Here is a 24,979-nt window from a genome sequence, read left to right as displayed (position 1 = left end):
GGTAAAAATAAGCATAACTACTTATTTTTTTATTTTACATCCTGCATTAATTTTTTCACGTACGGAGATATCAAAATTAATACCACTCCGGCAATTACCGCGTATAATCCTAATTGTTTATATCCATCAGTATAAGTGATCAATTCATCATAGTTGGTAGAACCTTTTTTTGCCGTAGCAAGACTGGCTCCGATAATCCCTGCAACATACTGCCCATAAGCTGATGCCAGGAACCACATTCCCATCATCATTCCCTGAAGATTCTTAGTAGAAAGCTTGGTCATGATGGATAATCCGATAGGAGAGAGACACAATTCCCCAAGGGTAATGATCAATAATGCCAATGTGAAGAAATTCAATGAAGTGATTCCCTGAAGGTCTGCAAACAGGCGGGTAGCAAATAAAACATAATATCCTAACCCCAGGAAAATAAATCCTAATCCGAATTTGATAATCGTGTTGGGTTCAATTTTTCTCTTGTTTAGCCAGATCCAAAGAAGCCCGATCAGTGGGGCAAGGAAGATAATGAAGAAAGCTCCCCCTGAGTTATTCACCCCATTTGGGTCTAATCCTAAGAGATCTTTGTTTAGATTTTTAGCCGCAAAAATACTTAAAGAACCTCCACTTTGTTCATAAATTCCCCAGAATATAATTGAGAATATAATGAAAACTAAAGCTGCCCAAAGCTTTTTACGCTCTGAAGCTGTTACTTTTGACATTTCATAGAATAGATAGATTAAAGTTAATGGCCCGATTGTCCACATAAAATAATCTGTATATTCTGTTTTAGCAACCATAGTCATAATGATAGGTACAAAAACCAATGACAAAACATAGACTCCATATTCTTTCCATTTTGGTATTGGAACTGTTTTTTCTTCTGCTAAAGGATGTCCTGGCTGCAGGCCAATAGTACCCAATGTTCTTTGAGTAAATACAAAGTTAATTAAGCTTATCACCATAACAATTGAAGCCAGTCCAAATGCAATGTGCCATCTCATTTCTTCTGCAATCACATTACTCAGGAATTCTCCTTTACCGATGGCAATACACAAATAACCACCTAATAATGCTCCAAGGTTGATTCCCGCATAGAAAAGTGAGAATCCAGCATCTGCTCTTGAATCATTAGGCTTATAAAGCTGACCTACCATGGATGAAATATTAGGTTTGAAGAAACCTGTCCCTACTACGGTAAATGCTATTCCCAGGAAAAAGAATTTGTGTGGGTCTGTAGCAAGAATTAAACTTCCTACAATCATCAGGAGACCACCCCAGAATAGGGACTTTCGGAATCCTAAAATTTTATCTGCAAAAAGACCTCCTACAAAAGTAAAGGCATATACGAAGGCCTGTGTGGCACCATATTGAAGGTTGGCTTCTTTTTCATGGAAGTTAAGCTGGGAGATCATAAAGAAAACCAGCATTCCACGCATTCCGTAGAAACAGAAACGTTCCCACATTTCAGAGAAAAACAGGCTCCAGATTTGTCTGGGATACTTTCCTTTGAAATTTTGTATTTCATCTAAAGTTAAGCTCATAATGATATATGATTAAGTTCTAATTAAGGGTTGTTATTGTCCTGATCCAGTTCAAAACGGATTCTGTCCTGGTCAATAATTTGTTTTAATTCTTCTTCTTTTGGGAGGTACAGCAGGTATTTGCTGGCAAATAAATTGTTTTTATCATTCAAAACGGAATATTTTACAATAGTTTCATCTTTTCTGAACATAATAAAATTCCGATAATTTGTCTTTTGAGATCTCTATAGTTCCAGTTATTTTGTACGGACTCATTCAGATAATAATGTCTTTTGTCTTTATTATCCTGGCTGGAAAGCAGTCTGTAGTTTGACCAGCTCAATTGTTGAGACAATGTGTCAACAATTGGAAACGCCGTGTAAAACTTTCGCATATTGGATAAGTTGGTATAATCAAACCCCTTCCCAAATTCTAAAGTAAGCTTCTGAGAAAGTTTTTTAAGCGTATATTTTCCATATTCTGCGCGTTCTTTTCCCTGTTGTTCATCTTCAACAATAAGTTTTCCAATCTGCCAGTAAGTAAGCAGTAGCGTAGAATTCGCTATTCGAAAAACCTTTTCGCGCGACTGTCTAACAATTTCCTTTACGGATTGGAATAAAGAATCTTCGGAAATTTCCATCGTACGAAAATAAAAAAAACCTCTGACTTAGCAGAGGTTTTATTATATTTTGTTGATACAATTAGTTTACACCGTGCATCATTTTCTTTAAGATAGGCGAAATTAAACCTAAAATGACAGATGCAATACCGCAAAGTACTACGAATACCATAAAGAATTCAAATAGATTGTGGATTTCAAATCCTACAAAAGTAGGGTTGTGTAATGGAAGCTGAGCTTTATCAAAAGCGGCCACCTGATCAGCTGTCAGGGTTACTTTTTTATCCAAAACATCCTGTAGATTAACTCCAATTTCTTCAGCTTTCTTGAATTTATCACCTGTTGCAGGGATAAGAGCTCCTAATGAACCAGCCAATGCGTAACCAGCAGCATTCGAAATGAAGAAAACACCATATAGTAATGAAGCAAATCTTTTTGGAGCAAGCTTACCGACCAATGATAAACCAATTGGAGAAAGACAAAGTTCACCACAAGTCTGGATGAAATATAGTAACATTAACCATTTGATTGCTAATAAACCTGAGTTTCCAAGATCCTTTACATTGTGTGCAATGATGAAATAAGAAAGAGCAATTAATGCCAATCCCATTGCTTGTTTGAACGGAGATACCGGCTCTTTTCCTTTAGCTCTTAACTTGTCCCAGCATAAACTGAAAGGAACTGCTAAAAGAACTACGAAAATACCGTTGAAGATCTGAACCATTGAAGGTGGCATATTCCATCCGAAAATGTTTCTGTCTGTCTGGTTATCTGCGATAAATGTTAACGAAGAACCTGCCTGTTCGAATGCAGCCCAGAAGAAAATAATAAAGAATGATACTATATAAATTACCCAGATTCTTTGTCTTTCAACCTTATTCTCAGCAGAAGACATGATAAGGAAAGCAAGAGAAATACCAGCAGCATAAATGAAAGGATAAATAATTCCTTTAATCAGCTGTCCCATTTCTACGGAATTGAATCCAAACTCACCTACAAGAAGATATCTGAAAGCAAAGAATAAAATAACGAATATTCCACCTGTGATTCCTAACGCCTGACCCGAGAATTTAGCAGTTTGTGTTTCTCCTTCTTCAAAGTCAGCACTTGTATTATTTTTTGGTAATCCTCCGATAGGTCTTCCTTCCGGAGTTACTACATATTTGTTTTTAAGGATAAAGAATGTTATTGTTCCGATTACCATTGCAATAGAAGCTGCAAGGAATCCCCATTTGAAAGCAAAGATATCTCTTACGCCAGTTGTTGCATCTTTTACGTCTCCTACGTATGGACAGATAAACTGACCTAAGAATGCCCCAATATTGATCCCCATATAGAAAATGGTGAAAGCAGAATCCAGTTTAGACTTTTCCTGCTTTGGATAAAGGCTTCCTACCATTGAGGAAATATTTGGTTTGAAGAATCCGTTACCAAAAATAATAACGAATAATGCCAGCCACATAATCATTTTGGAACTACCCAAATCTGCGGAGAAGGTAGAAGCACTGATGAATAATAAGAACTGGCCAATAGCCATTAATGATCCACCAATGATGATAGCAAATCTGTTTCCGATATACTTATCAGCAATAAATCCACCCAAAAGAGGGGTTAAATAACATAAAGCTAGAAATCCACCATAGATGATTGCTGCATCAGCTTCCTTTATTAATAAGGAATTTACCATGAAGAGCGTCAAAAGAGCTCTCATTCCATAAAAGTTGAAACGCTCCCACATTTCTGTTCCGAAAAGAACCCATAATCCTTTAGGATGCCTGGAATTCTTATTCTCTACAAATTCATCCGGTTTCGGACTCAATGCTTCAATATTATCCATTTCTATTGTTAATTTTTGTTAAGACTGACAAATATAGTTTATTTTGGGTTTTTGGCAAGGTTTTAATTTTATTTTTAAATAAAAAAGCTGCGGAACTATTCCGCAGCTTGCTAATCGTTATAATATCAAGGATTAATGTCCTTTTTCCTTCATGATTTTGTTCAGTCTTTTTAACATAGAAAGACCCAAAAGTGTAGCAAATATTAACAAAGCGAAGTTCACCAGGAAATAATTTGTCTTGTTTTCGTAGTTATACCATGTACTTGCAAGGATTCCTGAAAGTTTATTTCCAACAGAGTTAGCCAGGAAGAAACCTCCCATCATTAATGCTGTAATTCTTGCCGGTGAAAGTTTAGAGACAAAAGAAAGTCCCATTGGAGACAGACATAGTTCACCGATGGTGATTACCCCATAGCTGGCAACCAGCCATAAAGGAGAAACTTTCACAGCTCCATTATCTCCGGCCATCACTGCTAAAACCATCACAAGACAGGAAAGTCCGGAAATAAATAATCCCAAAACTATTTTAGTAGGCGTTAAAGGTTCTTTTCCTTTTCTTCTTAATAATGCCCAAAATCCTACGATAACAGGCGTAAGAGCAATTACCCAGAACGGGTTGATAGACTGGAATAATTCTGTATTATACAGATATACTTTATTTTCAGGGTTTTTCTCAAGGGCAGCACGCTGCTCAGGTGAAATGTTTTTAAAATAAACATCTTTCCCCATCTCTTTCTTCGTTTCTCCGTTATCATCTTTTTGAGAACGGAACTGATTATCATAAACAGGTGTTTCTTTGTCTTCATAGCTCTTTCCTTCCACCATGTAAATTCCTTCCAATGGCTTTTCAAGAGAAGCAGGAACACTTCTGTCTGTATAATAATTCGCCCATCTTGTCAAAGCGGTTCCGTTTTGTTTGAAAACCGCCCAGAAGAACATACTGATCAGGAATACAGAAAGTAATGCTCCGATAGATGCTTTTTCGTCTGGCTTAGCTTTAAAGTAAAGAGAAGCATAGAAATAAATAACAGGTATACAAGCGAAAATGAAGGCATCCGTACTGTCGCTTCCGAAAATATTGCTTGGAATAAACCAACCTATAGCTCCTGCAACGATAGCTGGTACAAATACTTTCAGCATAATTTCTGAAAGCTTTGTATCTCCTTCCTGTACTGGTTTCATCTGTGCAGCATGAATGTAATGCTTTCTACCGATCGTAAAAATAACCATCCCGATCAACATTCCGACTCCGGCAGTGATAAAAGCCTCGCCCCAGCCGAATTTATTACGCATGAAAGCGGCAATAATGTTACAGATAAATGCTCCGATATTGATTCCCATATAGAAAATATTATATCCGGAGTCTTTATTGGCCTTATAAGGTTCCTCAGAATAAAGGTTTCCTAATAAGGTTGAAATAGTAGGCTTAAAGAAACCATTTCCTATTATAATTAATGCTAAAGAGGCATAAAATAAAGGTAAATCTTTAAAAACACCCATTCCTATATATCCCGCGGCCATTAAAAAACCACCAAGATAAATAGATTTAATATATCCCAACACTCTGTCCGCTAGGAATCCTCCGATAAAAGGTGTCAGATAAGTTAAGGCAATGTAAGTTCCGAAAATATCATCAGCAGTTTTGTCTGGCAGTCCAAGCCCTCCTTTCATACCAGTAGGCTCAATAACATACAGCACAAAGATTCCAAGAATCAGGTAGTACCCGAAACGCTCCCACATTTCTGTAAAAAAGAGAAAGGGCAGCCCTTTAGGATGTTTAGTCTTCATATATTCAATTTTCAAATTTCCCAAAAATAAGTTTTTAATTTCAATTGATAAAATAAATAATATGGGTATAAATGATTAATGAAATGAATAAGAAATATGAATGTGCATAACTGTTTTCTGTATATAAAAATCTGTACACATCCAGCAATTTACAGGAAAGTTAAAACGCAAAAAATATACATATGTATTTCCTTTAGTAGTGATATTTGTTTTCTACTTTCGCTAATGTCAATAGTGACATATCATTAAAAAAAACATTTTTATGAAAAAACTTAATTTAAAAAAGATGAAAGGAAGTTTATCCAGAAATGATCTGAGAACAATTAAAGGAGGAGTAAGAGCAGAAGACCCTATTGCAGGTGTAGGATGTGGATGTACTAATGCTGCTTGTGCAAACACTCATAATGGAAATGGTGATTCTTATTGCAACGGTACTTTTTGTTGTGGTTAATCAGTGTACATCTTTTAAAATGGCAACAGGAAACTGTTGCTATTTTTTTGAAATACAAAAAGTGATATTAAAATGACACGCAAAAGTTATACTGCTGTTATCAATTATCTGGATGATCATAAAATATCTATTGATAAGGATGAGTTTGAACTTCAACTGGAAGGGCATCCCGATTTTCCAAGCCTTCTGGCATTTTCAGATGCTTTAAGCTTTTTCAATATTGAAAATTACAGTTATAGAATTGATAATGAGGAAAAAGATATTTTACCTGAGGATTTTTTGGCTTTAGTAGAAGGAGAGCTGGCTGTTGTAAACAATAAAAACAATACAATAACAGTTAATGGTTCTCCAACAGAAGATTTTTTTTCAGAATGGGAAAATATAATACTGATTGTAGATCCATCTGAAGAGCTGCCCCAGACAACATCAAAATTTCAGTATGGCTCTGTTAATTGGGGAATTGTAGCTTTGTTATTTCTGTTTCTTTTCGGATATGATTCCTCTAATCTGGTTTTGAAATTGATCTTTGCTGCTACCAGTCTCATCGGATTTATTTTTGCCTATGAAGCCTACAAAAAAACTCATGGAAAAGGAACATTCATACCGGTTGGGGTATGCAAAAGTGATTATCTGAATACAGATTGTGACATGGTTTTTAATTCAAAAAAGTGGAAGATTTTTAATAAAATAGATTTATCTGAGATTTCACTTCTGTTTTTTACCAGTCAATTAGTATGTTTTATTTTATTGAGTCTGATAAAAAATATTGAATTCTTTTTTGAGATCTATCGGTATGGGCTATTTGCATTCGTACCCATTGCTTTCTTATCATTATTTTACCAAGTATTTGTGGTTAAAAAATATTGCCCTGTCTGCATGGTAATCATAGCCTCTGTATGTATTCAGTTGATTGCTTCTAATCTTATTTTCTTTATGAGCAAATCAATTGATAGCAGTACTATTGCCTTATTTATCATTGGCTGTTTCGGTTCACTCATTGTTTTGTTGAACCTTCGAACAAAAAATAAAAATGCACAGAAAGATGAAAATACCCTTAAAAGAAATTTAAAATTCAGGAGAAATTATCAGTTTTTCAAAAATAATTTGTCTTTGCAGAAAAAGTTGATCAATAAAGATTTTTCAAGCGCTTTTGTGTTTGGAAATGAAAATGCAGATCAAACGTTGACCTTTATTACCAATCCCTTTTGTAAACACTGCAAAGAATTTTATCCTGTTTTTCTGAAGATGGTCAGAAAGTACTCTGATGAGTTGAGAATCAATATTTTCTTTGATGTAGATCTTAGCAGAGAGGATCTTGATAACAGAATGGTTCATATAAATCTTACCAATATTTATATCAATAGCGAAAATAAAATCGAGTTTTTAAAAGCACTGAGCGGCTGGTATGATGTTCAGGGGTATAGTGAAAACAAAAATGAATGGTATAAAAAATATTCTAAATATTTCGGCAGTTCAGAGAATGCGCTTGAATTATTAAAAGGGCACGAAAAATGGGTAAGCGGCAATAGTGTGCATTTTACGCCCAATATCTTTATTAATGATAGGGAATATCCTATGCAGTATGAGAGAGCTGATCTTGAGTTTTTTATCCCGGAATTTTTATCTGAAAATTAAAATGAATTATGAAAAACTTATTATTTATATTGCTGGGAACATGCATGATGTTTTCACAAAACAACAGATTTATCTATGAGGTCAAATTTAAGAAAGATTCAACCTTAAAAGATATTACTAAAGAAAATTACTATCTGGACATCACAAAACGAGATATAACCTATTATAACAGGTTGTATTATATTAGGGATTCTGTATTTACTACTACCGGACAATCTCCAATTAATAAACTAACCTCTTTTCTCATTAAAAAAAAGAATAACCCATCCTATCAAAACTATGAATACATTGGTGATGTGAACTTCTATAAAATTAACGAAAAGGCAGAACAGAATTGGCAAATTTCAGACAGTACCAAAACATTTAGGGGCTATCAGGTTCAAAAAGCTGTAACACAGTTTGGTGGAAGAAATTGGGTGGCATGGTTTTCCAAAGATATTCCCATTCCTTATGGTCCCTATAAGTTTAATGGCCTTCCCGGATTGATTATGGAACTCTATGATAACAAAAAGAATTATTATTTTAAAGTTATCAAAAGCGAAAAAAATCCTGAGGATTATAAACGTATTTCATTGGAAAGTTATATGTCCAGAGCAATTCCTGTTACACAGAAAGAACTGGATAAATTAAAGTTAGATCTTTATTCTAATCCTTTTAAATATGTTTTGAATGGAAATCTTACAATACCTGAAGGAAAAAAGCTCCTTCTTGATGACGGAACTGTTCTCTCGAAAGAACAACTGAAGCCTGCAGAAGCCAACGAAAGAAAGAAAATAAAAGCTTTTAATAATCCTATAGAACTGGATAAAGCTGTAAAATATCCTTAATAAATATGCTAATAAAAATCCCTTTCAGAAACTCTGAAAGGGATTTTGTTAGATATAAAGTTGATATTTATAGATTATTCAAGATGAAATCTGTCATTTTCTGATACAGTTGAGGTCTTGTCTGTCCACCATAAATTCCGTGGTTTTTATCCGGATAAGCCATGAAATCAAACTGTTTTTTGTTTTGAATTAAAGCTTCTGAGAATTCCATAGAGTTCTGGAAGTGAACGTTATCATCAGCCGTTCCGTGGATTAATAAGAATTTTCCTTTCAATAGATTAGCATATTCTGTAGGAGAGTTTTTATCATATCCATCAGGGTTTTCCTGAGGTGTTCTCATGAATCTTTCTGTGTATACAGAGTCATAGTATCTCCAATTGGTTACCGGTGCTACAGCAATTCCCATTTTGAAAACATCAGCACCTTTGGTCATTGCTAAGCTGGTCATATAACCCCCAAAGCTCCATCCAAACATTCCGATTCTGCTCTTATCCACATAAGATTGGTTTCCGAACCACTTTGCTGCTGTGATCTGATCTTCAATCTCATATTTTCCTAAGTTCATATAAGTTACTTTTTTATACTTAGCTCCTTTGTAGCCAGTTCCACGTCCGTCTACACAAGCCACAATATATCCTTTTTGTACAAGGTGGTTGAACCACATTGCGTTTCCATTATCCCATGAATTAGCAACCTGTTGAGATCCCGGGCCTGAGTATTGGAACATAAACAGAGGGTATTTTTTATTCGGATCAAAGTTTTTAGGCTTCATGATCCAGGCATTCATCTGATCACCTACAGCATTTGGAATGGTGATGAATTCTTTTTCAACAAAATTATCCGTTTTTAATTTCTGTAGCTGATCATTATTGTTCTGAAGCTCTTTCACTGCTTTTCCGTTTCCGTCTTTCAAAACATAAGTGTATGGTTTTGCAGCGGTAGAAGAAGTTTCGATGAAGTAATTATAATTTTTGCTGAAATTAGCAGAATTGTTTCCTTCTGCATTAGAAATCAGTTGAGACTTCCCGTTTTCAATATTTACTTTGGAAACAACCTTATTGATACTTCCTTTTTCAGTAGTCTGAACGTAAATTTCTTTCGATTTTGGATTAAAACCATAATAATCCGTTACCTCCCAGTTTCCTTTTGTGATCTGCTTTTTAAGCTTACCATCTTTGTCATACCAGTAAAGATGGCGGTTTCCGTCTCTCTCGGAGGTCCAAAGGAAAGAATCATCCTCAAGGAACTCTAGAGTAGGGCTGTCTGTGTCAATCCACTTATCATCCGTTTCGGTGAATAATTTCTGAACAGCTCCTGTTTTAGTATTAACTTTTAAAATATCTGAAGCATTCTGAATTCTTTCAGAAGTAATTAAAACAATTTCGTCCGGTTTTGCAGTCTGAAATACATTCGGGATGTAGTAATTTTTGAAAGAACCTAAGTTCAGCTGCATTGTTTTCCCGTTATCAAGACGGTATAGCTGTGCTGAAACTACAGAGTTTTTTTCTCCTGCTTTTGGATATTTATAACGCATTTCCGCTGGGTAAAGGCTTTTTCCGTAGATTGGAATATAAATTTCCGGAACCTGGCTTTCATCAGACTTTACAAATACGATAGCATCAGAATTTTTTGTCCACTCATATTGTCTTGCGTGACCGAATTCTTCCTCATAAACCCAGTCTGCCAGACCATTCAGAATAGCATTCTTTTTACCGTCAGTCGTAATCTGAGTGATTTTTCCTGAGGTAAGATCCTGATAGAACAAATTGTTGTCAGAAATGAATGCCACTTTTGTTGCATCCGGCGAAAATGTCGGCTCCTGCACCGTTTTACCTTCATTCAGACTGATTACTTTTCCGGATTTTAAATCTTTTACATCAAATTTTCCTAAGAAAGAATGTCTGTAAATAGGCTGGCTTCCTGTTTGTAAAAGAATTTTAGATTCATCATCAGAAAAAATATAGCTTTCAAACTTTCCGTCTACAAGATTTCCTTCTTTTTGTGAAGTTTTGTAAGAATATTTTGCAATTCCTGAAGGTTCAATCACAAGATAATTTTCTCCGTTTTTCATTGAAGTAATCCCTGCGATCCCTTTTCCACGGTAATATCCTGAATATATTTTATCTAAAGTAATTTCCTGTGCTGACACATTTTGAAATACCGCAGCCACAGTAAGAGTTAAAAGGAGTTTTTTCATTTTCAATTTTAATGATTCCAAATTTAATAATTCTTACTTACATAACCATATAAAATAAAAATCAGGATATGATGTCCTGATTCTGTATTTTGATTAAACTTCGTGCATAGTTCCCGGATCTTCTGTTTCCGGGGGATAATAACCTTCCGGAGCACAGAAAGGATATGCGGCAGTGCAGGGAGAATTTAATCCACCTCCGATCCACCAGGTTCTGATTTTGCAGGTAATTTCGTCTACACATCTTCTCATTCCGGGTAAAACCCCGCCGTGTACTTCTTTTAATTGAAGTCTTGACATTTTTTTTAGATTTTTCATGGTAAATACTGTTTTTAGTTTTCGACTCTAAAGTAATAAAAAATATTCATTAATGAATTTTCTTAAAAAAGGCAATTTGGCAAAAAAATTGAATATATAATAAGTATAAATCAAATCAAATGATAATTATGGAAACGAATGCATATAACCAAAAACTGAATCGTTATGTATTGAACGATCAGATTATTTATACAGGTTTTTCCAGCTTTAATGATGCCGAAGAGTGTGCTCATAAGAAAGGAGGAACATTAGTGGAAGTAGTGTTTAGAGACGGAAATGATAACCCAGAAATTACTGATGAAGCAGGTTTGATAGAGAAAAAACTTCACTACCATGTGGATGCAGGTGATGAATACAAATTTATCCATTCTTCAGATCCGGGATTCCGGAAATATGCGGATGAACTGCAGAAAATAAAAGCAAGGAATGACAAGACAAGTCCGGATGAGAGGTATTTTGCCAATTTTGAAATTGAAAATATAGAAGACCCGATTATTGTCATCAAAAATGATCATTTTGAATCGGTAACATCGAGAGAGCGTTCAAAGTATTTGAAACATGCCTGTGTATATGAACTAGGGGTTTCCCTGCCAAAATCTTAAAAAGTCAGATTATGAGCAAAACGAAATATTCAGAAAAAGCTCAGGACAAAGTAGGAAAAGTAATGCACGAATTCAAGGAAGGAAAACTGAAATCTTCTTCCGGGAAGAAAGTGACCAACAGAAAACAAGCCATTGCTATTGGTATTTCTGAAGCAAGAGAAGAAGGATTGAAAGTACCTTCAAAGAAAAAAAGCAAATAAACTTCAATAAAAATACCCGGAAATTTTTCCGGGTATTTTTATTGAAAAACGAAAAGCAAATGGGTTATTTTGCCTCGTTGTAAAGTAGTCTGTAATATTCATCAGCCATTCTGTCGCTGTTGAAATGATCTTTCACATCATTCATTGCATTGTGCTGAATTTTTCTCCACTGGTCGGGACGGTCATAATAGGTTGGAAGGATTTCGTTTTCCAGGATTTCGTATAGTTTGTTTAAATCATAATTATCCTGCTCATAGATACTCATGTTATGATAATCTGCTTTTGGAACCACGAAAGAATTTTCTCCATGTTTAGCAAATTCAGGGATCCAGCCGTCATCTGTAGATAAATTTACTGAGCCATTCATAGCAGCCGTCATACCTGATGTTCCCGAAGCTTCTCTCGGAACTCTTGGATTGTTAAGCCATACATCAGAACCTTGTTTTAAAGATTTACTTAAAGAAAGCTCATAACCTGTAAGAACCGCTATATTTTTATGATATTTACTTTCTTCCACCAAAGTATTGAACGTAGAAATAGCCGAATAATCCATTGGGTAAGGTTTTCCCGCCCAAATGATCTGTACCGGATATTTCGGATTGTTCAGAAGTCTGTAGAATCTCTCTTTGTCATGTAAAAGGAGGTCTGCTCTTTTATAGCCTGCAAATCTTCTCGCCCAGACAATCGTGAAGATATTAGGATCAAATAAATTCCCTGTCTGGTCCGCAACGATGCTGAAAAGTTGTTTCTTTAAATGCTTTTTACGGATGTCAAAAACAACTGCCTCATTCTCGTCTTTTGCATTGTATAAAGGTTTATCTGCCCAATATTTAAACTCCTGAGCATTGGTGATCGACGTAATTTCACAGATACCGGGATATTTACTCCACATCGCTCTGGAAACTACACCATGAAGCTGAGAAACTCCATTTGCAATCCTTGCCATTCTTAATGCACAAAGAGAGTGATTGAAACGGTCGTCATTGGAACCTTCAATTTTTTTTACCTCTTCCATGCTGTAACCGGAGAAATAAGACATGTCATAACATAATTTGAAATTATGTTTTTCATTTCCTGCTTCTTCCGGAGTATGAGTGGTGAAAACCAGTTTTTCTCTGACTTTATTAAGATCGCCGTTGTATTTTCTTAAAAGATGAAACGCTGCCGGAAGTCCGTGAGCTTCATTAAGATGATATACATCTCTTTCTGTATTCAGCTCATCCAGTAATTGAGCTCCTCCTTTTCCTAGTAGAATGTATTGAGCCAATTTAGTAGATTCATTGGCATCATATAATTTGTGACAGATTGTTTTGGAAACATGATCGTTTTCCGGAACATCTGTAGAAAGGAAAAACATAGGTGCTGTATTGAAAATTTCGGGATCAAGATACCATACTTTTACCCAAACCGGAGCACTGTGGATTTCGATTTGAAATTTTATTCCGGTATCTTCAAGAAAACTGTACATCTTTTTTGTCCATACCGGCTGTAGCGTCTGGTCTTGGTTTCTTGCCTGGTCATAATAACCGAACTTCCATAAGATACCGATTCCGATAAGGTCCTGCTTAAGATTATAAGCACTTCTCATATGAGATCCTGCCAGGAATCCAAGTCCTCCCGAGTATATTTTCAGTACTTGCTCAATGGCAAATTCCATTGAAAAATAGGCGGTTTTTTTGGAATATTGGGGGTTGATATTGTAAGGTATTCTGAAATTCTTAAAATCCATAAATAGGTATTTGTGTTTAAAAAAGGCAAAGGTATTAATTATGAAAATAAACTTTACATTAATTAACAGATAAATTAATCGTAAAACTAAGTATTGAATAGTTTTTTTACTTACCTTTAAGTGTGTAAATTTTTGATTATCAAAAACTTTTAACGATGAAAGCCCATGGCTGCATGTGTTCTTTAACTAAATAAAAAAATCACACATGAAAAAGACGTTTTCTGAGGAAGATCTGATAAAGAATCTGAGTTTATATTACCTGAATCGGCATTTGAAAAAAAAGCCCATAGAGAAATATCACCGTACCATAGACGAATCTCCGCTTCATGACCGTGAAAAATACAGAAAGAAATCCGAGATTCTTCTTCTCAATTCTTTTATGCATCACTTCCCCGATGTGAAATTTGAAAATCTTACCTGCGAGAGTCCGGACTTTATCGCAAAATTAAACGACAAAAAAATCGGAATTGAATTGACCGAAGTAATTAACCATCTGGAAATGAAAAAAGTGGAAAGTACTTTGAACAAGATGTTCCGCCAGGCAGAAATATTATTAGAACAAGAAGACACTACGAAATATCGTGGTGTTTATTTTTTAGAATTCCACTCAGAAACAAAATTTGATAATCTGGAAGTACAGCAGGAAAATATCATTAATATTTATAAAAGCATTAAAAAAAATAAAGCGGTAGGCTGTGTAAAAAGCATCAGGAAATCCTTCCACCGAAGAAATGTTTTCATCACTCATGAATACAGCATGAGTCTTTTTGATGAACTCTGTTCGGACAAAATTCTGGAACTCATTGAAAAGAAAAATGAGAAATTTCCTTACTATGATACCTCTGTGGACGAATGCTGGCTGGTAATTGTTTCGGATATGAATTCTATTGCTTCAAGATATACCTTTATCCAGGATAAAGAGCATTTGAAAGAAGTAAAAAGCCCCTTCCATAAAATATTCCACCTCGAAAATCTATGTGGAAATATTACAAGTATTAAATAAAGTTGTGAGTTTGGTTATTCTTTTGTTTAATTTGAATTAAGATGAATAATTTTAAATCATTTGGTGTTTTAATTTAAAATAGTTTAAAATTATATGGATTTTGTTATTTGTAATTAAAATATAGGTATATTTGATGTATGTTGAATATCAATACGATGTATAACTAATAAACCACAAAAACATATAATCTATGAGAAAACTTTTACTCTTCATACTTCTGTGTATCTCTCATGTTTATTATTCTCAGGCAGATTGTGCTACGGCGCTTTCAGTTTGTGGAAACTCAAATATCACTTATAGCCCTACAGGATACGGTAACATAAAAGAATTGGTGAATTCCGGAAGTTGTATAGATTTTACCGGTGAGCACAACTCAATCTGGTATAAAATTACGATTGCTACCGGAGGAACACTTACTTTCGATCTGGTTCCGAATAATCCGGATGCCGATTATGACTGGGCCATTTTTGGTCCTAATGTGACCTGTGGAAGTTTGGGATCACCCATACGTTGTAATGCTGCAACCGTTATTGGGCCAGGTCCTGCAACAGGACTAAATATGACCAGTACTCTTTTAAGTGCTGCCGGAGGTTCACTGACTCCTTATTGCAGATATCTGGACGTTTTGCCGGGACAAACTTATTATTTGTTTATCGACAACTGGGTAAGTGCCACAAGTTCTACAACAGCTCCTTTTTCTTTGACTTGGGGCGGAACTGCAACATTGGCTTCTCCGTTTACAGATCCTGGTATCCAGACGCAGCCATTTAATCCTCCGGGGATTCCGGCTGCAAATCCTGCAGACCCAAGAGAAGTGGTAATATGTTCTCCTACAGCCTTATTTGATTTTTCTACCTTATCTGCGGGAATTCTTAATGGAAATCAAAACTTTGGGGTGAGTTATCATCTGACTCAGAATGATGCCTTAACGGGAAATAATCCTATTACAGCTCCTATAACAGTAAATACAACAACGGTTTACTATTACAGTATCAATTATACCGATCCTACGAACGCAACCAATCCGCTTAATAAATGTAAACAGGTTGGAACATTTAAATTCAAAAATGGAGCTATTACAGCCCAAAATGTAACATTAACAGCCTGTAACAATAATAATGCAGGAACTGCATTGTTTGATTTAACAACCGCTGACGTTATTGCGAATCCAAATGTTACGAAGAAATATTATCACACGATGGCGGATCTCAATGCCGGTATCAATGAAATTACAACTCCAATGACATTTGTATCTGCTGAAGGTGTTATTTATGTGAAAATAATATCTGAATTTGGCTGTACTGCCATCGCACAGATTACCCTGAAGTTTAATCCGGTAGTAGTAGTGAATGAGGTCACCTTGAGATCATGTTTCATAGAAGCCAATCCATCCACAGCCTCTTTCAACCTTGTTAATGCTTCGGTAACAGGTCAAACGAATCCTACCAAAAAATATTATCCTTCATTGTCAGACGCCATCAATCAGACCAATGAAATTCTGAATGCCAATAATTATATTGCTCCTAATGGATTTGTTTATGTAAGAGTTTCCAATGCTCAGGGATGTTATGCCGTAGCCAGAATTACTTTGGTAGTTATTGCACCTGTATATTCTGATACGCTTAAAGATGTTACCATTTGCGCAGAAGATCAGACAACACTGGATGCAGGAGCCGGATTTAAAAGCTATGAATGGAGTACAGGAGCCACAACAAGAACAATCAAAGTGGGAATCGGAGTATATTGGGTAAAACTGAAGACAGGAGAGTGTATTACAACACAAACCGTGAAAGTGCTTCCTTCTGATCAGCCAGTTGTTTCTGGAATTGATATTTCAAATAATACCATTACCATATCCGTAATAGGAGGAAATCCAGCTTATAAATATTCAATTGATAATATCATTTGGCAGGATTCTAATGTGTTCAGTAATCTTTCAAGAGGAGATCACACCGTATATGTAAAAGATGCTTATGACTGTGATCCAATAGAAATAGGAATCGTGGTGCCAAATCTGGTCAATGTGATTACTCCTAATGCTGATGGGATCAATGATGTGATTGATTATTCAGCATTAGCCAAAAAACAAAACCTGATCATGAATGTTTTTGACCGATATGGAAACAAAATCTTCCAGGCAGACCGATCAAACGGCTATAAATGGGATGGTACCCAGGGCGGAAGGAGAGTGCCTACCGGAACATACTGGTATTCTATCACATGGAATGAAAATGACAAGAAGAATACTCCAATCAAATTTAGTGGTTGGGTACTCGTAAAAAACAGAGAATAATAATCAATAAAATGCATAGATAAAACCACTTCATCTGAGGTGGTTTTATCTTTCTAAAGTTGTTACATTAGATAGCAAAATAGAAAGCATGAAAGACCTTTTTGTAAAACGCTTTGAATACTATAAATCTCTTGGTGATAAGACATTCGGCCAGTTGACAGATGATCAGATGTTCTGGCAGTACAATGAAGAAAGTAATTCTATTGCGATAATAGTGAAGCATATCGCAGGAAATATGCTTTCCAGATGGACTAATTTCCTTACAGAAGACGGAGAAAAATCCTGGCGTAACCGAGACGGAGAGTTTGTCAATACCTTTACCACCAAAGAACAGGTTCTGGATTTTTGGGAACAGGGCTGGAAATGTTTTTTTGAAGCTCTTGAAAAAATAAATGATGATAATCTCTATTCAATAACGTATATCAGGGGAGAAGCACACCCGGTGATTGATGCTGTTCTCAGACAATTGGCTCATTATCCTTATCATATTGGTCAGATTGTTTATATCGCTAAAATGATAAAAAATGAAGACTGGAATACCTTGTCTATTGCCAGAAACCGCTCTCAAGAGTTTAATACTGAAATGAAAACGAAATTTTCAACACAAGAACCGGAAGCCAATTCATCACCCGTCTGCTTTCAAAACAGTTCTGAAGTAAGGGATGAATATAAACAATAGATTCAATCAATCTTGGATTCTTATTAAAATTACTATCTTTGCACCCATAAAATTCAGGAGTAACAAATGTCTACTTTTCACAGAACTGCCGCGTTTCATACACTTGGCTGCAAGCTCAACTTTGCAGAAACATCTACTATTGCCCGTCAATTAACAGATGCAGGTTATGATAAGGTAGGTTTTGATGATAAAGCGAATGTGTATGTTATCAATACATGTTCTGTGACAGAAAATGCAGACCGTGAATGTAAACTTCACGTAAAAAGAGCAATGAAAGCCAATCCGGAAGGACTGGTAGTAATTGTCGGATGCTACGCACAGCTAAAGCCTGAAGAAATTTCACAGATCGAAGGGGTTGACCTTGTTTTAGGCGCAAAAGAAAAATTCAATATTCTTAGCTACCTTGACGATTTGGAGAAATCTGAAAGTGAAGGAGTAGTTCATTCATGTGAAATTGAAGAAACCGATTTCTTTATCGGAAGTTATTCTATCGGAGACAGAACCAGAGCTTTTCTGAAAGTACAGGATGGATGTGACTATAAATGTACTTATTGCACCATTCCTTTAGCCAGAGGAATTTCACGTTCCGATACTATCGAAAATGTTCTCAGAAATGCCACAGAAATTGCTGCAAAAGACATCAAAGAAATTGTTCTTACGGGTGTGAATATTGGTGATTATGGTAAAGGAGAATTTGGAAATAAAAGACACGAGCATACGTTCCTTGATCTTATTTCGGAATTGGATAAAGTAGAAGGGATTGAAAGAATCCGTATATCTTCTATTGAACCTAACCTTTTAAAAGATGAAAGTATAGAGCTGGTTTCTAAAAGTAAAAGCTTTGTTCCGCATTTTCATATCCCGTTACAGTCCGGAAGCGATGATCTTTTGAAAAAAATGAAGCGCCGTTACCTGACAAAGCTGTACAATGACAGAGTAAACAAAATTCGCGAGGTAATGCCTGATGCAGCTATCGGTGTAGACGTTATTGTAGGGTTCCCGGGAGAAACAGAGGAATTATTTATGGAGACTTATAATTTCCTTAATGAACTTCCTATTACTTACCTTCACGTATTTACCTATTCTGAAAGAGAAAATACAGAAGCTACTGCAATGGAAGGTGTTGTTCCCGTTGCAGAAAGAAAAAAACGTAATAAAATGCTTAGAATTCTCTCCGAAAAGAAGAAAATGGCATTTTATCAGACACAACTTGGAAAAACGCTTCCTGTTCTTTGGGAGCATGAAAATAAAGACGGAAAAATGTTTGGCTTCACAGAAAACTATGTGAGAGTCCAGAAAGATTTCGATCCTGCATTCGTAAACCAAATTGAATTTCTAAATTTAGAAAAAATCCTGTCAGATGGCACGGTTTCTGTGCAATCTTCTTACCAAAGTTTTTTAGCAAAAGCATAGGCTCTTTGCAAAAATTCTACTAAATTTATTTTTAAACTTTTAAATACTACATTCATGAGAGATAAGTTTTTATCTTGGGGAATTGTATTAGTAGCTGCTACATGGATTATAGCACTGCTGATCAGAGCGCATTACTGGATACCAACACTGTTATCCGCCATCTATGCATTGGGTGTTTACAATGCTTACCAATCGAAACATGCTATTTTGAGGAATTTTCCTGTATTGGGGTACTTCAGGTATTTTTTCGAAAGTATTTCACCCGAAATGCAACAATACTTTATTGAAAGGGAGACAGACGGGAAGCCGTTTCCAAGAAATCAGCGTTCTGCAGTATACAGACGTGCAAAAAATTTAAGTGATACTGTAGCTTTTGGGACACAGCTGGAAGTGAATCACAGAAAATATGAAGGGATCAAGCATTCTATTTATGCCAAATCACCATCAGAAGAACTTCCAAGAGTATGGGTTGGTGGAGAGCAGTGTACGCAGCCTTACCACGCATCGTTATTCAATATTTCTGCAATGAGTTTTGGAGCATTGAGTGACAGAGCACAAATTTCATTGAACAGAGGAGCAAAAAAAGGAAATTTTTACCATAATACAGGAGAAGGAGGGATTTCACCCCACCACATGGAAGGAGGTGACCTTTGCTGGCAGATCGGAACAGGATATTTCGGATGCCGTGATGCAGAAGGAAAGTTCAATCCGGAGCTTTTTGAAAAATATTCTACTCTTCCTAATGTGAAAATGATTGAGATCAAATTATCACAGGGGGCAAAACCAGGTCACGGAGGAGTACTTCCGGGCGTAAAAAATACACCGGAAATTGCAGCCATCCGTCACGTAACACCAGGTATGACTGTTATTTCACCACCATCACATACTTCATTCTCAGACGCAGCAGGATTGTTGAGGTTCGTACAGCATCTGAGAGAACTTTCAGGAGGAAAACCAGTTGGATTTAAACTTTGTATTGGTGATACGAAAGAATTTGAAGATATCTGCGTTCAGATGAATGTACTGAAAATTTATCCGGATTTTATTACGATAGATGGTGCAGAAGGAGGAACGGGAGCAGCTCCGCCAGAGTTTTCAGATGGAGTAGGGATGCCATTGGAACCAGCTTTGATATTTGTGAACAGAACACTTAACAATTACAACGTAAGAAATAAATTAAGAGTCATTGCCAGCGGAAAAGTTCTTACCAGTCTGGACATTCTGAGAGCCATTTCAATGGGGGCAGATATGTGTAACAATGCCAGAGGATTTATGTTCTCTTTAGGATGTATTCAGGCATTGAGATGTAATACAAACAACTGTCCTACAGGAGTTGCTACACAGGATAAAATGCTTATCAAAGGGCTGGATGTAACTGATAAGGCAGAAAGAGTATATCACTTCCACAAAAACACACTCCATACCTGCAATGAACTGATTGCTGCTGCGGGAAGAAGTTCTTATGAAGAAGTAGATGCTACCATGTTTATGAGAGGAGATGAATTCGACCACCTTGCAGACCTTTATTTCCCGGATGTCTTAGGAAATGTAAAACAGAAAGCAAGATCTTAATACTAATAATATGATCAATATAAATAAACCCCACAATAATCATTGCGGGGTTCTTATTTTATGTAAACTTTGATGTTATACCTTATGGTCTTACAGTTCTGTTATAAACCTGGAAGTTGAAAACAAAAGTTTTATTTCTCAATGAAATTACCTGGCTGTAACCTTGGTAATTGTAAGGGAAATAAGGATCTCTTGCGAAAGCAGCTCTTGAAGGAACAATAATTACTCCCTGAAGGTTATACGGTGATGCAGTAGGATAGTTGTCAAATGCTTTAAATTTTTGCAATGCTTCACGGAATCCTTCAATCTCATAGTAACTTCTTTGTTTTGCAGCATCAGTAGTTGCATTTTTGATTAATGGATCTTCCTTGTCTTTCACATCAGAAATATAATAGAACTTAGGGTCAATCGCAGGAATTCCAGTCCCATTGATTGTATTCATGAAATCTGTAGCAGCAGTAAATGAAGACTGTCCGTCTGTATTGATTGCCAGATACGTAGTCGCTTTCATCATTACTTTAAGAATATCTGTGCTGCCAATTACTTGCTCATCTGCTGGTGAAGGCTGAGCTCCATTTCTAACAATATAGATTGTTCCTGAAGGAAGTGTTACAGGATTCAACTCAGATAATTTCTTTTCGGTATCATCTGAAGTATCTGTGGAACTAAAAGCTTTTACATTTCCCTGCGCATCCAGATAATTTTCATCCATAAATTTCTTAATGGCCTGATCGTCATAGGTGTTTTGAGTATTAATGTCTTCCGGCTCTACATAGGTTGACACATCATCATCTTTCTTACAAGCAGAAAAACACAAAGATCCTGCAAGGATATATAAAAATATTTTTTTCATTTCAAAAAACTTTAATTACTTTACAAATAATATAACGGCAAAAGTATAAAAAATTATGAGAATAGATAAATTTTTATGGAGCATTCGTTTTTATAAGACGAGAAGTATTGCAGCAGAGGAGATTAAAAAGAACAGAGTTTCTATAGGAACGTCTGCCGTAAAGTCATCTAAAGAGGTAAAAGAAGGAGATACTATTAAAATCCGTAAGAATCAGATTGATTATAAAATAAAGGTAATTCAGATTCCTAAAAGCAGAATAGGAGCCAAGCTTGTTTCCCTTCATATCAAGGATGTTACCGATAAAGAACAGTACGAATTACTGAAACTTCGTAAAATGTCACAAGACTATTACAGAAACAAAGGAGAAGGAAGGCCTACCAAAAAAGACAGACGAGAGATGGATGATTATGTGGGAAATGATGTTGATTCTGATTTTACAGACTGGGATGATTTCTTTGGAGAGACAGGTGGTGATGAAGAAAATGAAGATTAAAAAAAATAATAAAAGCTCTAGAGATAGAGCTTTTCTATTATTTCTTTGACAATGTCTTCCGGTTCTCGTGAATCTGTACCTACTGTAAATTGTGCTTTACTGTAAAACTGATTTCTTTCAAACAAATGTTTCGCGATAAATTCCGGGAGGTCTTCATCAGAAATATTGGCAATCAATGGTCTTTTTTCTTTTTGTTTTGAAAGTCTTTCTACTAAAGTTCCAACAGAACTTCTCAAAAACACACTTTTAGAATTATGATTGATGATCTCCATATTATTATAATACACAGGAGTTCCTCCGCCAAGACTTAAAACTATATTTTCGTCAGAAGCCAATATCTCTTCAAGCGCCTCTCTTTCCAGCTTTCTAAAGTAAATCTCACCCTTTTTTTCAAATATTTCCGGGATGGTTAATTTATTTCTTCTGGAAATCTCTTTATCTAGGTCAATTAATTTAAAATTGATTTTTTCGCTTAATATTTTGGAAATGTGAGATTTGCCACTTCCCATGTATCCGATCAATGAAATTACCATGAAATTTTTTTTAACAAATTTGCGAAAAAGTTTTGAGATAAAGAAAAAAGTCATATCTTTGCACCACTTAAAACAAGGGACATTACTTAAATGAAAACTTGTTGCACAAGTGGCCGACTCGGTAGCTCAGCTGGTAGAGCAATACACTTTTAATGTATGGGTCCTGGGTTCGAATCCCAGCCGGGTCACTAGCAATAAATATTACAAATTCTGTGATTTTATTGCCTGCGTGGTGAAATTGGTAGACACGCCATCTTGAGGGGGTGGTTTCCTAAGGATGTGCTGGTTCGAGTCCAGTCGCAGGCACTGCAAAGAAAATTTTATAATTAATATTGAAATTTATTTCATTTTAATTGTGGCCGACTCGGTAGCTCAGCTGGTAGAGCAATACACTTTTAATGTATGGGTCCTGGGTTCGAATCCCAGCCGGGTCACAAGTTTACTGAAAAGTAAATTTTTTTCATATTAATATTTTGTGATTTGGTGTTTCAAAGGCTTCCCTCAGGAGGCCTTTGATTTTTGTATGAAGTCTGAAATGATATAAGTAACAATAATTATAATAGAACAAAAAAAACTCTGACGGCTGTTGTCGTCAGAGTTTTTTTATTTTATAAAGTATATTGTATTAATCCAAATGCATATTGTCGATTAATCTCACTCCATCCACTACTACAACAATAAACGCTCTGAAATTTCTGTCTTTATAGAAGAAATCCGTTTCCTGTAATGTGTTTTCATCAGCAATCAGGAAATATTCAAGCTTCATGCCCTGCTGGTCGTCAAAAATATCAGTTACTCTTTGTTTTATTTCAGGTATGGTAACAGTTCTGAACCAGTCATTCACTTTATTTAGAGTTTCATAAATAAGTTTTGAAGCTTCTTTCCTATCTTCATGCAGCCTTTGGTTTCTAGAGCTTAATGCAAGTCCATTTTCTGCTCTGTAAATAGGAACTCCGGTTATTTTAACAGGAAGATGCTTTTTCTCTACCATTTTTTTAATAATAGCAAGCTGCTGGAAATCTTTTTCTCCAAAATAAGCACTGTCAGGCTGTACCTGTCTGAATAGCTCTTCTACAACTGTTCCTACGCCATCAAAATGTCCCGGTCTTGATTTTCCTTCCATCTCATTTTCCAATCCGTCAAAATCATAATGCTGGCTTTCGGTTTTTTCAGGATAGATGTCTGCTACCTCAGGGATATAAACAGCATCCACAAGCCCTGAATTCTGAAGAATAAGGATATCTCTGTTAATATCTCTTGGGTATTTTTCAAGATCTTCAGGATTATTGAACTGGGTTGGATTTACAAAAATTGAAGAAATAACAAGGTCATTTTCTTTTCTTGCCTCTTCATACAGAGAAAGATGGCCTTTGTGCAAAGCACCCATAGTAGGAGCAAAGCCAATTTTTTTTCCCATTTCTTTCTGTCTTTCAATGAAATCCTGAAGGACTTTCCTGTTTTTTATAACTTCCATAGTTTATTTTAATACTATTTCAAAAATACTAAAAATATCGCATAATAATATGTACTTTTAATAATTTGGGCGAGGGAATTTTCGTAAAAAAATGTTAATTAAAATAATGTTGGATGTTTTTTTGTAATTTTGCACATTAAAGCATTTTTACAAAAATTAGATAGAAAGTTTATGCCGAATCAAAAAATACTGTACATTACTACAGAGATGTATCCATATCAGGAAGACACGAATATGGCTGCAGTGGTAAACAAAATGGCACTTAAGATGCACCAAGAAGGCAATGATGTAAGAGTTTTTATGCCAAGATTTGGACAAATAAGTGAGAGAAAGTTCCAGCTTCATGAAGTAATCCGCCTTTCAGGGATGAATATCATTATCAATGATCTGGATCAGCCTCTAATCATTAAAGTAGCGTCTCTTCCGGGGGAAAGACTTCAGGTTTACTTTATTGACAATGAAGAATACTTCAAAAGAAAACAATATTATTTCGATGATGAAGGAAATCCTTTCGAAGACAATGACGAAAGAGCTATTTTCTTTGCCAGAGGAGTTATTGAAACGATTAAGAAGCTAAACTGGGTGCCAGATGTTATTCATTTGAACGGATGGATGTCTTCTTTTGTTCCAATTTACCTTAAAACTTACTACGAATCAGATACTTATTTCAAAGACGCGAAAATTGTGCTTTCTCTGTATAATGAGAAAGATGCTGATCTGGATAAAAAGATCGACGAAAAGCTACAATTTGATAATATTTCAGGATTAAAAGCGTTAGATAAACCAACAATCAAAAGTTTTGTTATCGAAAGTATGAACTATGTAAATGCCGTTGTAAAAGGTGACGAGTTTCTGGATGAAGACCTGGATAAGGCTTTCAATGAAACAACAACCGAAAAATCGGAATATCTTGACGTAGATTCTATTAATCAACTTTATTAAAAAC

At 35.6% G+C, this 24,979-nt stretch carries 23 protein-coding genes and 3 tRNA genes; 15 read left to right on the top strand and 11 right to left on the bottom strand.

Annotation, left to right across the window (positions count from 1 at the left end):
• Positions 1 to 29: 29 nt before the first annotated feature.
• From ACM6F9_RS19310 to ACM6F9_RS19290, 5 genes are all read right to left on the bottom strand, one after another.
• Complete coding sequence (locus tag ACM6F9_RS19310) at positions 30 to 1,541, bottom strand: peptide MFS transporter (RefSeq protein ID WP_414847200.1); 1,512 nt, start codon at positions 1,539 to 1,541, stop codon at positions 30 to 32.
• A gap of 23 nt (positions 1,542 to 1,564) precedes the next feature.
• Complete coding sequence (locus tag ACM6F9_RS19305) at positions 1,565 to 1,732, bottom strand: hypothetical protein (protein ID WP_414847199.1); 168 nt, start codon at positions 1,730 to 1,732, stop codon at positions 1,565 to 1,567.
• Positions 1,705 to 2,160 carry a DUF1016 N-terminal domain-containing protein gene (locus tag ACM6F9_RS19300; protein ID WP_414847198.1) on the bottom strand — a complete coding sequence of 152 codons (456 nt, stop codon included), beginning with the start codon at positions 2,158 to 2,160 and terminating at the stop codon, positions 1,705 to 1,707. The genes ACM6F9_RS19305 and ACM6F9_RS19300 overlap by 28 nt, the downstream gene beginning before the upstream one ends.
• Before the next feature lie 61 nt (positions 2,161 to 2,221).
• Positions 2,222 to 3,976, bottom strand: coding sequence for a peptide MFS transporter (locus ACM6F9_RS19295; RefSeq protein ID WP_414847197.1), 1,755 nt, complete (start codon positions 3,974 to 3,976; stop codon positions 2,222 to 2,224).
• 132 nt (positions 3,977 to 4,108) lie between these two features.
• Entirely contained in the window at positions 4,109 to 5,764 is a 1,656-nt protein-coding gene (locus ACM6F9_RS19290) for a peptide MFS transporter (RefSeq protein ID WP_414847196.1), read from the bottom strand.
• Between the two features lie 262 nt (positions 5,765 to 6,026).
• Here ACM6F9_RS19290 and ACM6F9_RS19285 point away from each other — a divergent pair, with 262 nt between their 5' ends.
• The 3 genes from ACM6F9_RS19285 to ACM6F9_RS19275 all read left to right on the top strand — a co-directional run bounded on the left by ACM6F9_RS19285 (position 6,027) and on the right by ACM6F9_RS19275 (position 8,677).
• Entirely contained in the window at positions 6,027 to 6,215 is a 189-nt protein-coding gene (locus ACM6F9_RS19285; RefSeq protein WP_414847195.1) for a hypothetical protein, read from the top strand.
• A 72-nt stretch (positions 6,216 to 6,287) separates the two neighbouring features.
• Positions 6,288 to 7,850: a vitamin K epoxide reductase family protein gene (locus tag ACM6F9_RS19280; protein ID WP_414847194.1), complete on the top strand. Its 1,563-nt coding sequence runs from the start codon at positions 6,288 to 6,290 to the stop codon at positions 7,848 to 7,850.
• Between the two features lie 8 nt (positions 7,851 to 7,858).
• Entirely contained in the window at positions 7,859 to 8,677 is an 819-nt protein-coding gene (locus tag ACM6F9_RS19275) for a GLPGLI family protein (RefSeq protein WP_414847193.1), read from the top strand.
• Between the two features lie 67 nt (positions 8,678 to 8,744).
• On the opposite strand, the gene ACM6F9_RS19270 is transcribed toward ACM6F9_RS19275, so the two are convergent.
• Both ACM6F9_RS19270 and ACM6F9_RS19265 read right to left on the bottom strand, forming a co-directional pair.
• Positions 8,745 to 10,874: a S9 family peptidase gene (locus ACM6F9_RS19270; RefSeq protein WP_414847192.1), complete on the bottom strand. Its 2,130-nt coding sequence runs from the start codon at positions 10,872 to 10,874 to the stop codon at positions 8,745 to 8,747.
• 93 nt (positions 10,875 to 10,967) lie between these two features.
• Entirely contained in the window at positions 10,968 to 11,189 is a 222-nt protein-coding gene (locus tag ACM6F9_RS19265; protein WP_414847191.1) for a bacteriocin-like protein, read from the bottom strand.
• Positions 11,190 to 11,317: 128 nt separating this feature from the next.
• On the opposite strand from ACM6F9_RS19265, the gene ACM6F9_RS19260 reads away from it, so the two are divergent.
• Together ACM6F9_RS19260 and ACM6F9_RS19255 are read left to right on the top strand one after the other, a co-directional pair.
• A complete protein-coding gene (locus tag ACM6F9_RS19260) occupies positions 11,318 to 11,791 on the top strand; it encodes a hypothetical protein (RefSeq protein ID WP_414847190.1) in 474 nt (157 codons plus the stop codon).
• Between the two features lie 11 nt (positions 11,792 to 11,802).
• Complete coding sequence (locus ACM6F9_RS19255) at positions 11,803 to 11,991, top strand: DUF6496 domain-containing protein (protein WP_105684237.1); 189 nt, start codon at positions 11,803 to 11,805, stop codon at positions 11,989 to 11,991.
• A gap of 64 nt (positions 11,992 to 12,055) precedes the next feature.
• Here ACM6F9_RS19255 and glgP read toward each other — a convergent pair whose 3' ends face one another.
• A complete protein-coding gene (gene glgP, locus ACM6F9_RS19250) occupies positions 12,056 to 13,720 on the bottom strand; it encodes an alpha-glucan family phosphorylase (RefSeq protein WP_414847189.1) in 1,665 nt (554 codons plus the stop codon).
• A 205-nt stretch (positions 13,721 to 13,925) separates the two neighbouring features.
• Between glgP and ACM6F9_RS19245 the strand changes: the two genes are divergently transcribed.
• The 5 genes from ACM6F9_RS19245 to ACM6F9_RS19225 all read left to right on the top strand — a co-directional run bounded on the left by ACM6F9_RS19245 (position 13,926) and on the right by ACM6F9_RS19225 (position 20,680).
• The gene (locus ACM6F9_RS19245; RefSeq protein ID WP_414847188.1) at positions 13,926 to 14,723 is read left to right on the top strand and encodes a hypothetical protein; all 798 of its coding nucleotides are present in this window, start codon (positions 13,926 to 13,928) and stop codon (positions 14,721 to 14,723) included.
• A gap of 190 nt (positions 14,724 to 14,913) precedes the next feature.
• Positions 14,914 to 17,016, top strand: a complete 2,103-nt coding sequence (locus ACM6F9_RS19240; protein ID WP_414847187.1) for a T9SS type B sorting domain-containing protein — start codon at positions 14,914 to 14,916, stop codon at positions 17,014 to 17,016.
• 88 nt (positions 17,017 to 17,104) lie between these two features.
• A complete protein-coding gene (locus ACM6F9_RS19235; protein ID WP_414847186.1) occupies positions 17,105 to 17,695 on the top strand; it encodes a DUF1572 family protein in 591 nt (196 codons plus the stop codon).
• Between the two features lie 66 nt (positions 17,696 to 17,761).
• Positions 17,762 to 19,108: a tRNA (N(6)-L-threonylcarbamoyladenosine(37)-C(2))-methylthiotransferase MtaB gene (mtaB, locus tag ACM6F9_RS19230; RefSeq protein ID WP_414847185.1), complete on the top strand. Its 1,347-nt coding sequence runs from the start codon at positions 17,762 to 17,764 to the stop codon at positions 19,106 to 19,108.
• 54 nt (positions 19,109 to 19,162) lie between these two features.
• Positions 19,163 to 20,680, top strand: coding sequence for an FMN-binding glutamate synthase family protein (locus ACM6F9_RS19225; protein WP_414847184.1), 1,518 nt, complete (start codon positions 19,163 to 19,165; stop codon positions 20,678 to 20,680).
• Positions 20,681 to 20,762: 82 nt separating this feature from the next.
• Here ACM6F9_RS19225 and ACM6F9_RS19220 read toward each other — a convergent pair whose 3' ends face one another.
• Positions 20,763 to 21,533 carry a hypothetical protein gene (locus ACM6F9_RS19220; RefSeq protein WP_414847183.1) on the bottom strand — a complete coding sequence of 257 codons (771 nt, stop codon included), beginning with the start codon at positions 21,531 to 21,533 and terminating at the stop codon, positions 20,763 to 20,765.
• A gap of 55 nt (positions 21,534 to 21,588) precedes the next feature.
• On the opposite strand from ACM6F9_RS19220, the gene ACM6F9_RS19215 reads away from it, so the two are divergent.
• A complete protein-coding gene (locus ACM6F9_RS19215; protein ID WP_129042398.1) occupies positions 21,589 to 22,026 on the top strand; it encodes an RNA-binding S4 domain-containing protein in 438 nt (145 codons plus the stop codon).
• A gap of 17 nt (positions 22,027 to 22,043) precedes the next feature.
• On the opposite strand, the gene ACM6F9_RS19210 is transcribed toward ACM6F9_RS19215, so the two are convergent.
• Positions 22,044 to 22,559: a shikimate kinase gene (locus tag ACM6F9_RS19210; protein ID WP_414847182.1), complete on the bottom strand. Its 516-nt coding sequence runs from the start codon at positions 22,557 to 22,559 to the stop codon at positions 22,044 to 22,046.
• Between the two features lie 115 nt (positions 22,560 to 22,674).
• Between ACM6F9_RS19210 and ACM6F9_RS19205 the strand changes: the two genes are divergently transcribed.
• From ACM6F9_RS19205 to ACM6F9_RS19195, 3 genes are all read left to right on the top strand, one after another.
• Positions 22,675 to 22,747: transfer RNA gene (locus ACM6F9_RS19205), tRNA-Lys, on the top strand.
• Positions 22,748 to 22,782: 35 nt separating this feature from the next.
• Positions 22,783 to 22,865, top strand: a tRNA-Leu gene (locus tag ACM6F9_RS19200).
• 55 nt (positions 22,866 to 22,920) lie between these two features.
• Positions 22,921 to 22,993, top strand: a tRNA-Lys gene (locus tag ACM6F9_RS19195).
• 191 nt (positions 22,994 to 23,184) lie between these two features.
• On the opposite strand, the gene panC is transcribed toward ACM6F9_RS19195, so the two are convergent.
• Entirely contained in the window at positions 23,185 to 24,033 is an 849-nt protein-coding gene (gene panC, locus ACM6F9_RS19190; protein WP_414847181.1) for a pantoate--beta-alanine ligase, read from the bottom strand.
• Positions 24,034 to 24,204: 171 nt separating this feature from the next.
• On the opposite strand from panC, the gene ACM6F9_RS19185 reads away from it, so the two are divergent.
• Positions 24,205 to 24,975 (top strand): glycogen/starch synthase, encoded by a 771-nt coding sequence (locus ACM6F9_RS19185; RefSeq protein WP_105704372.1) that lies wholly within the window; start codon positions 24,205 to 24,207, stop codon positions 24,973 to 24,975.
• Positions 24,976 to 24,979: the final 4 nt, after the last annotated feature.

The sequence above is a fragment of the Chryseobacterium sp. IT-36CA2 genome, assembly GCF_949767875.1.
Lineage (GTDB): Bacteria > Bacteroidota > Bacteroidia > Flavobacteriales > Weeksellaceae > Chryseobacterium.
This window is presented reverse-complemented; position numbering and strand designations above follow the sequence as displayed.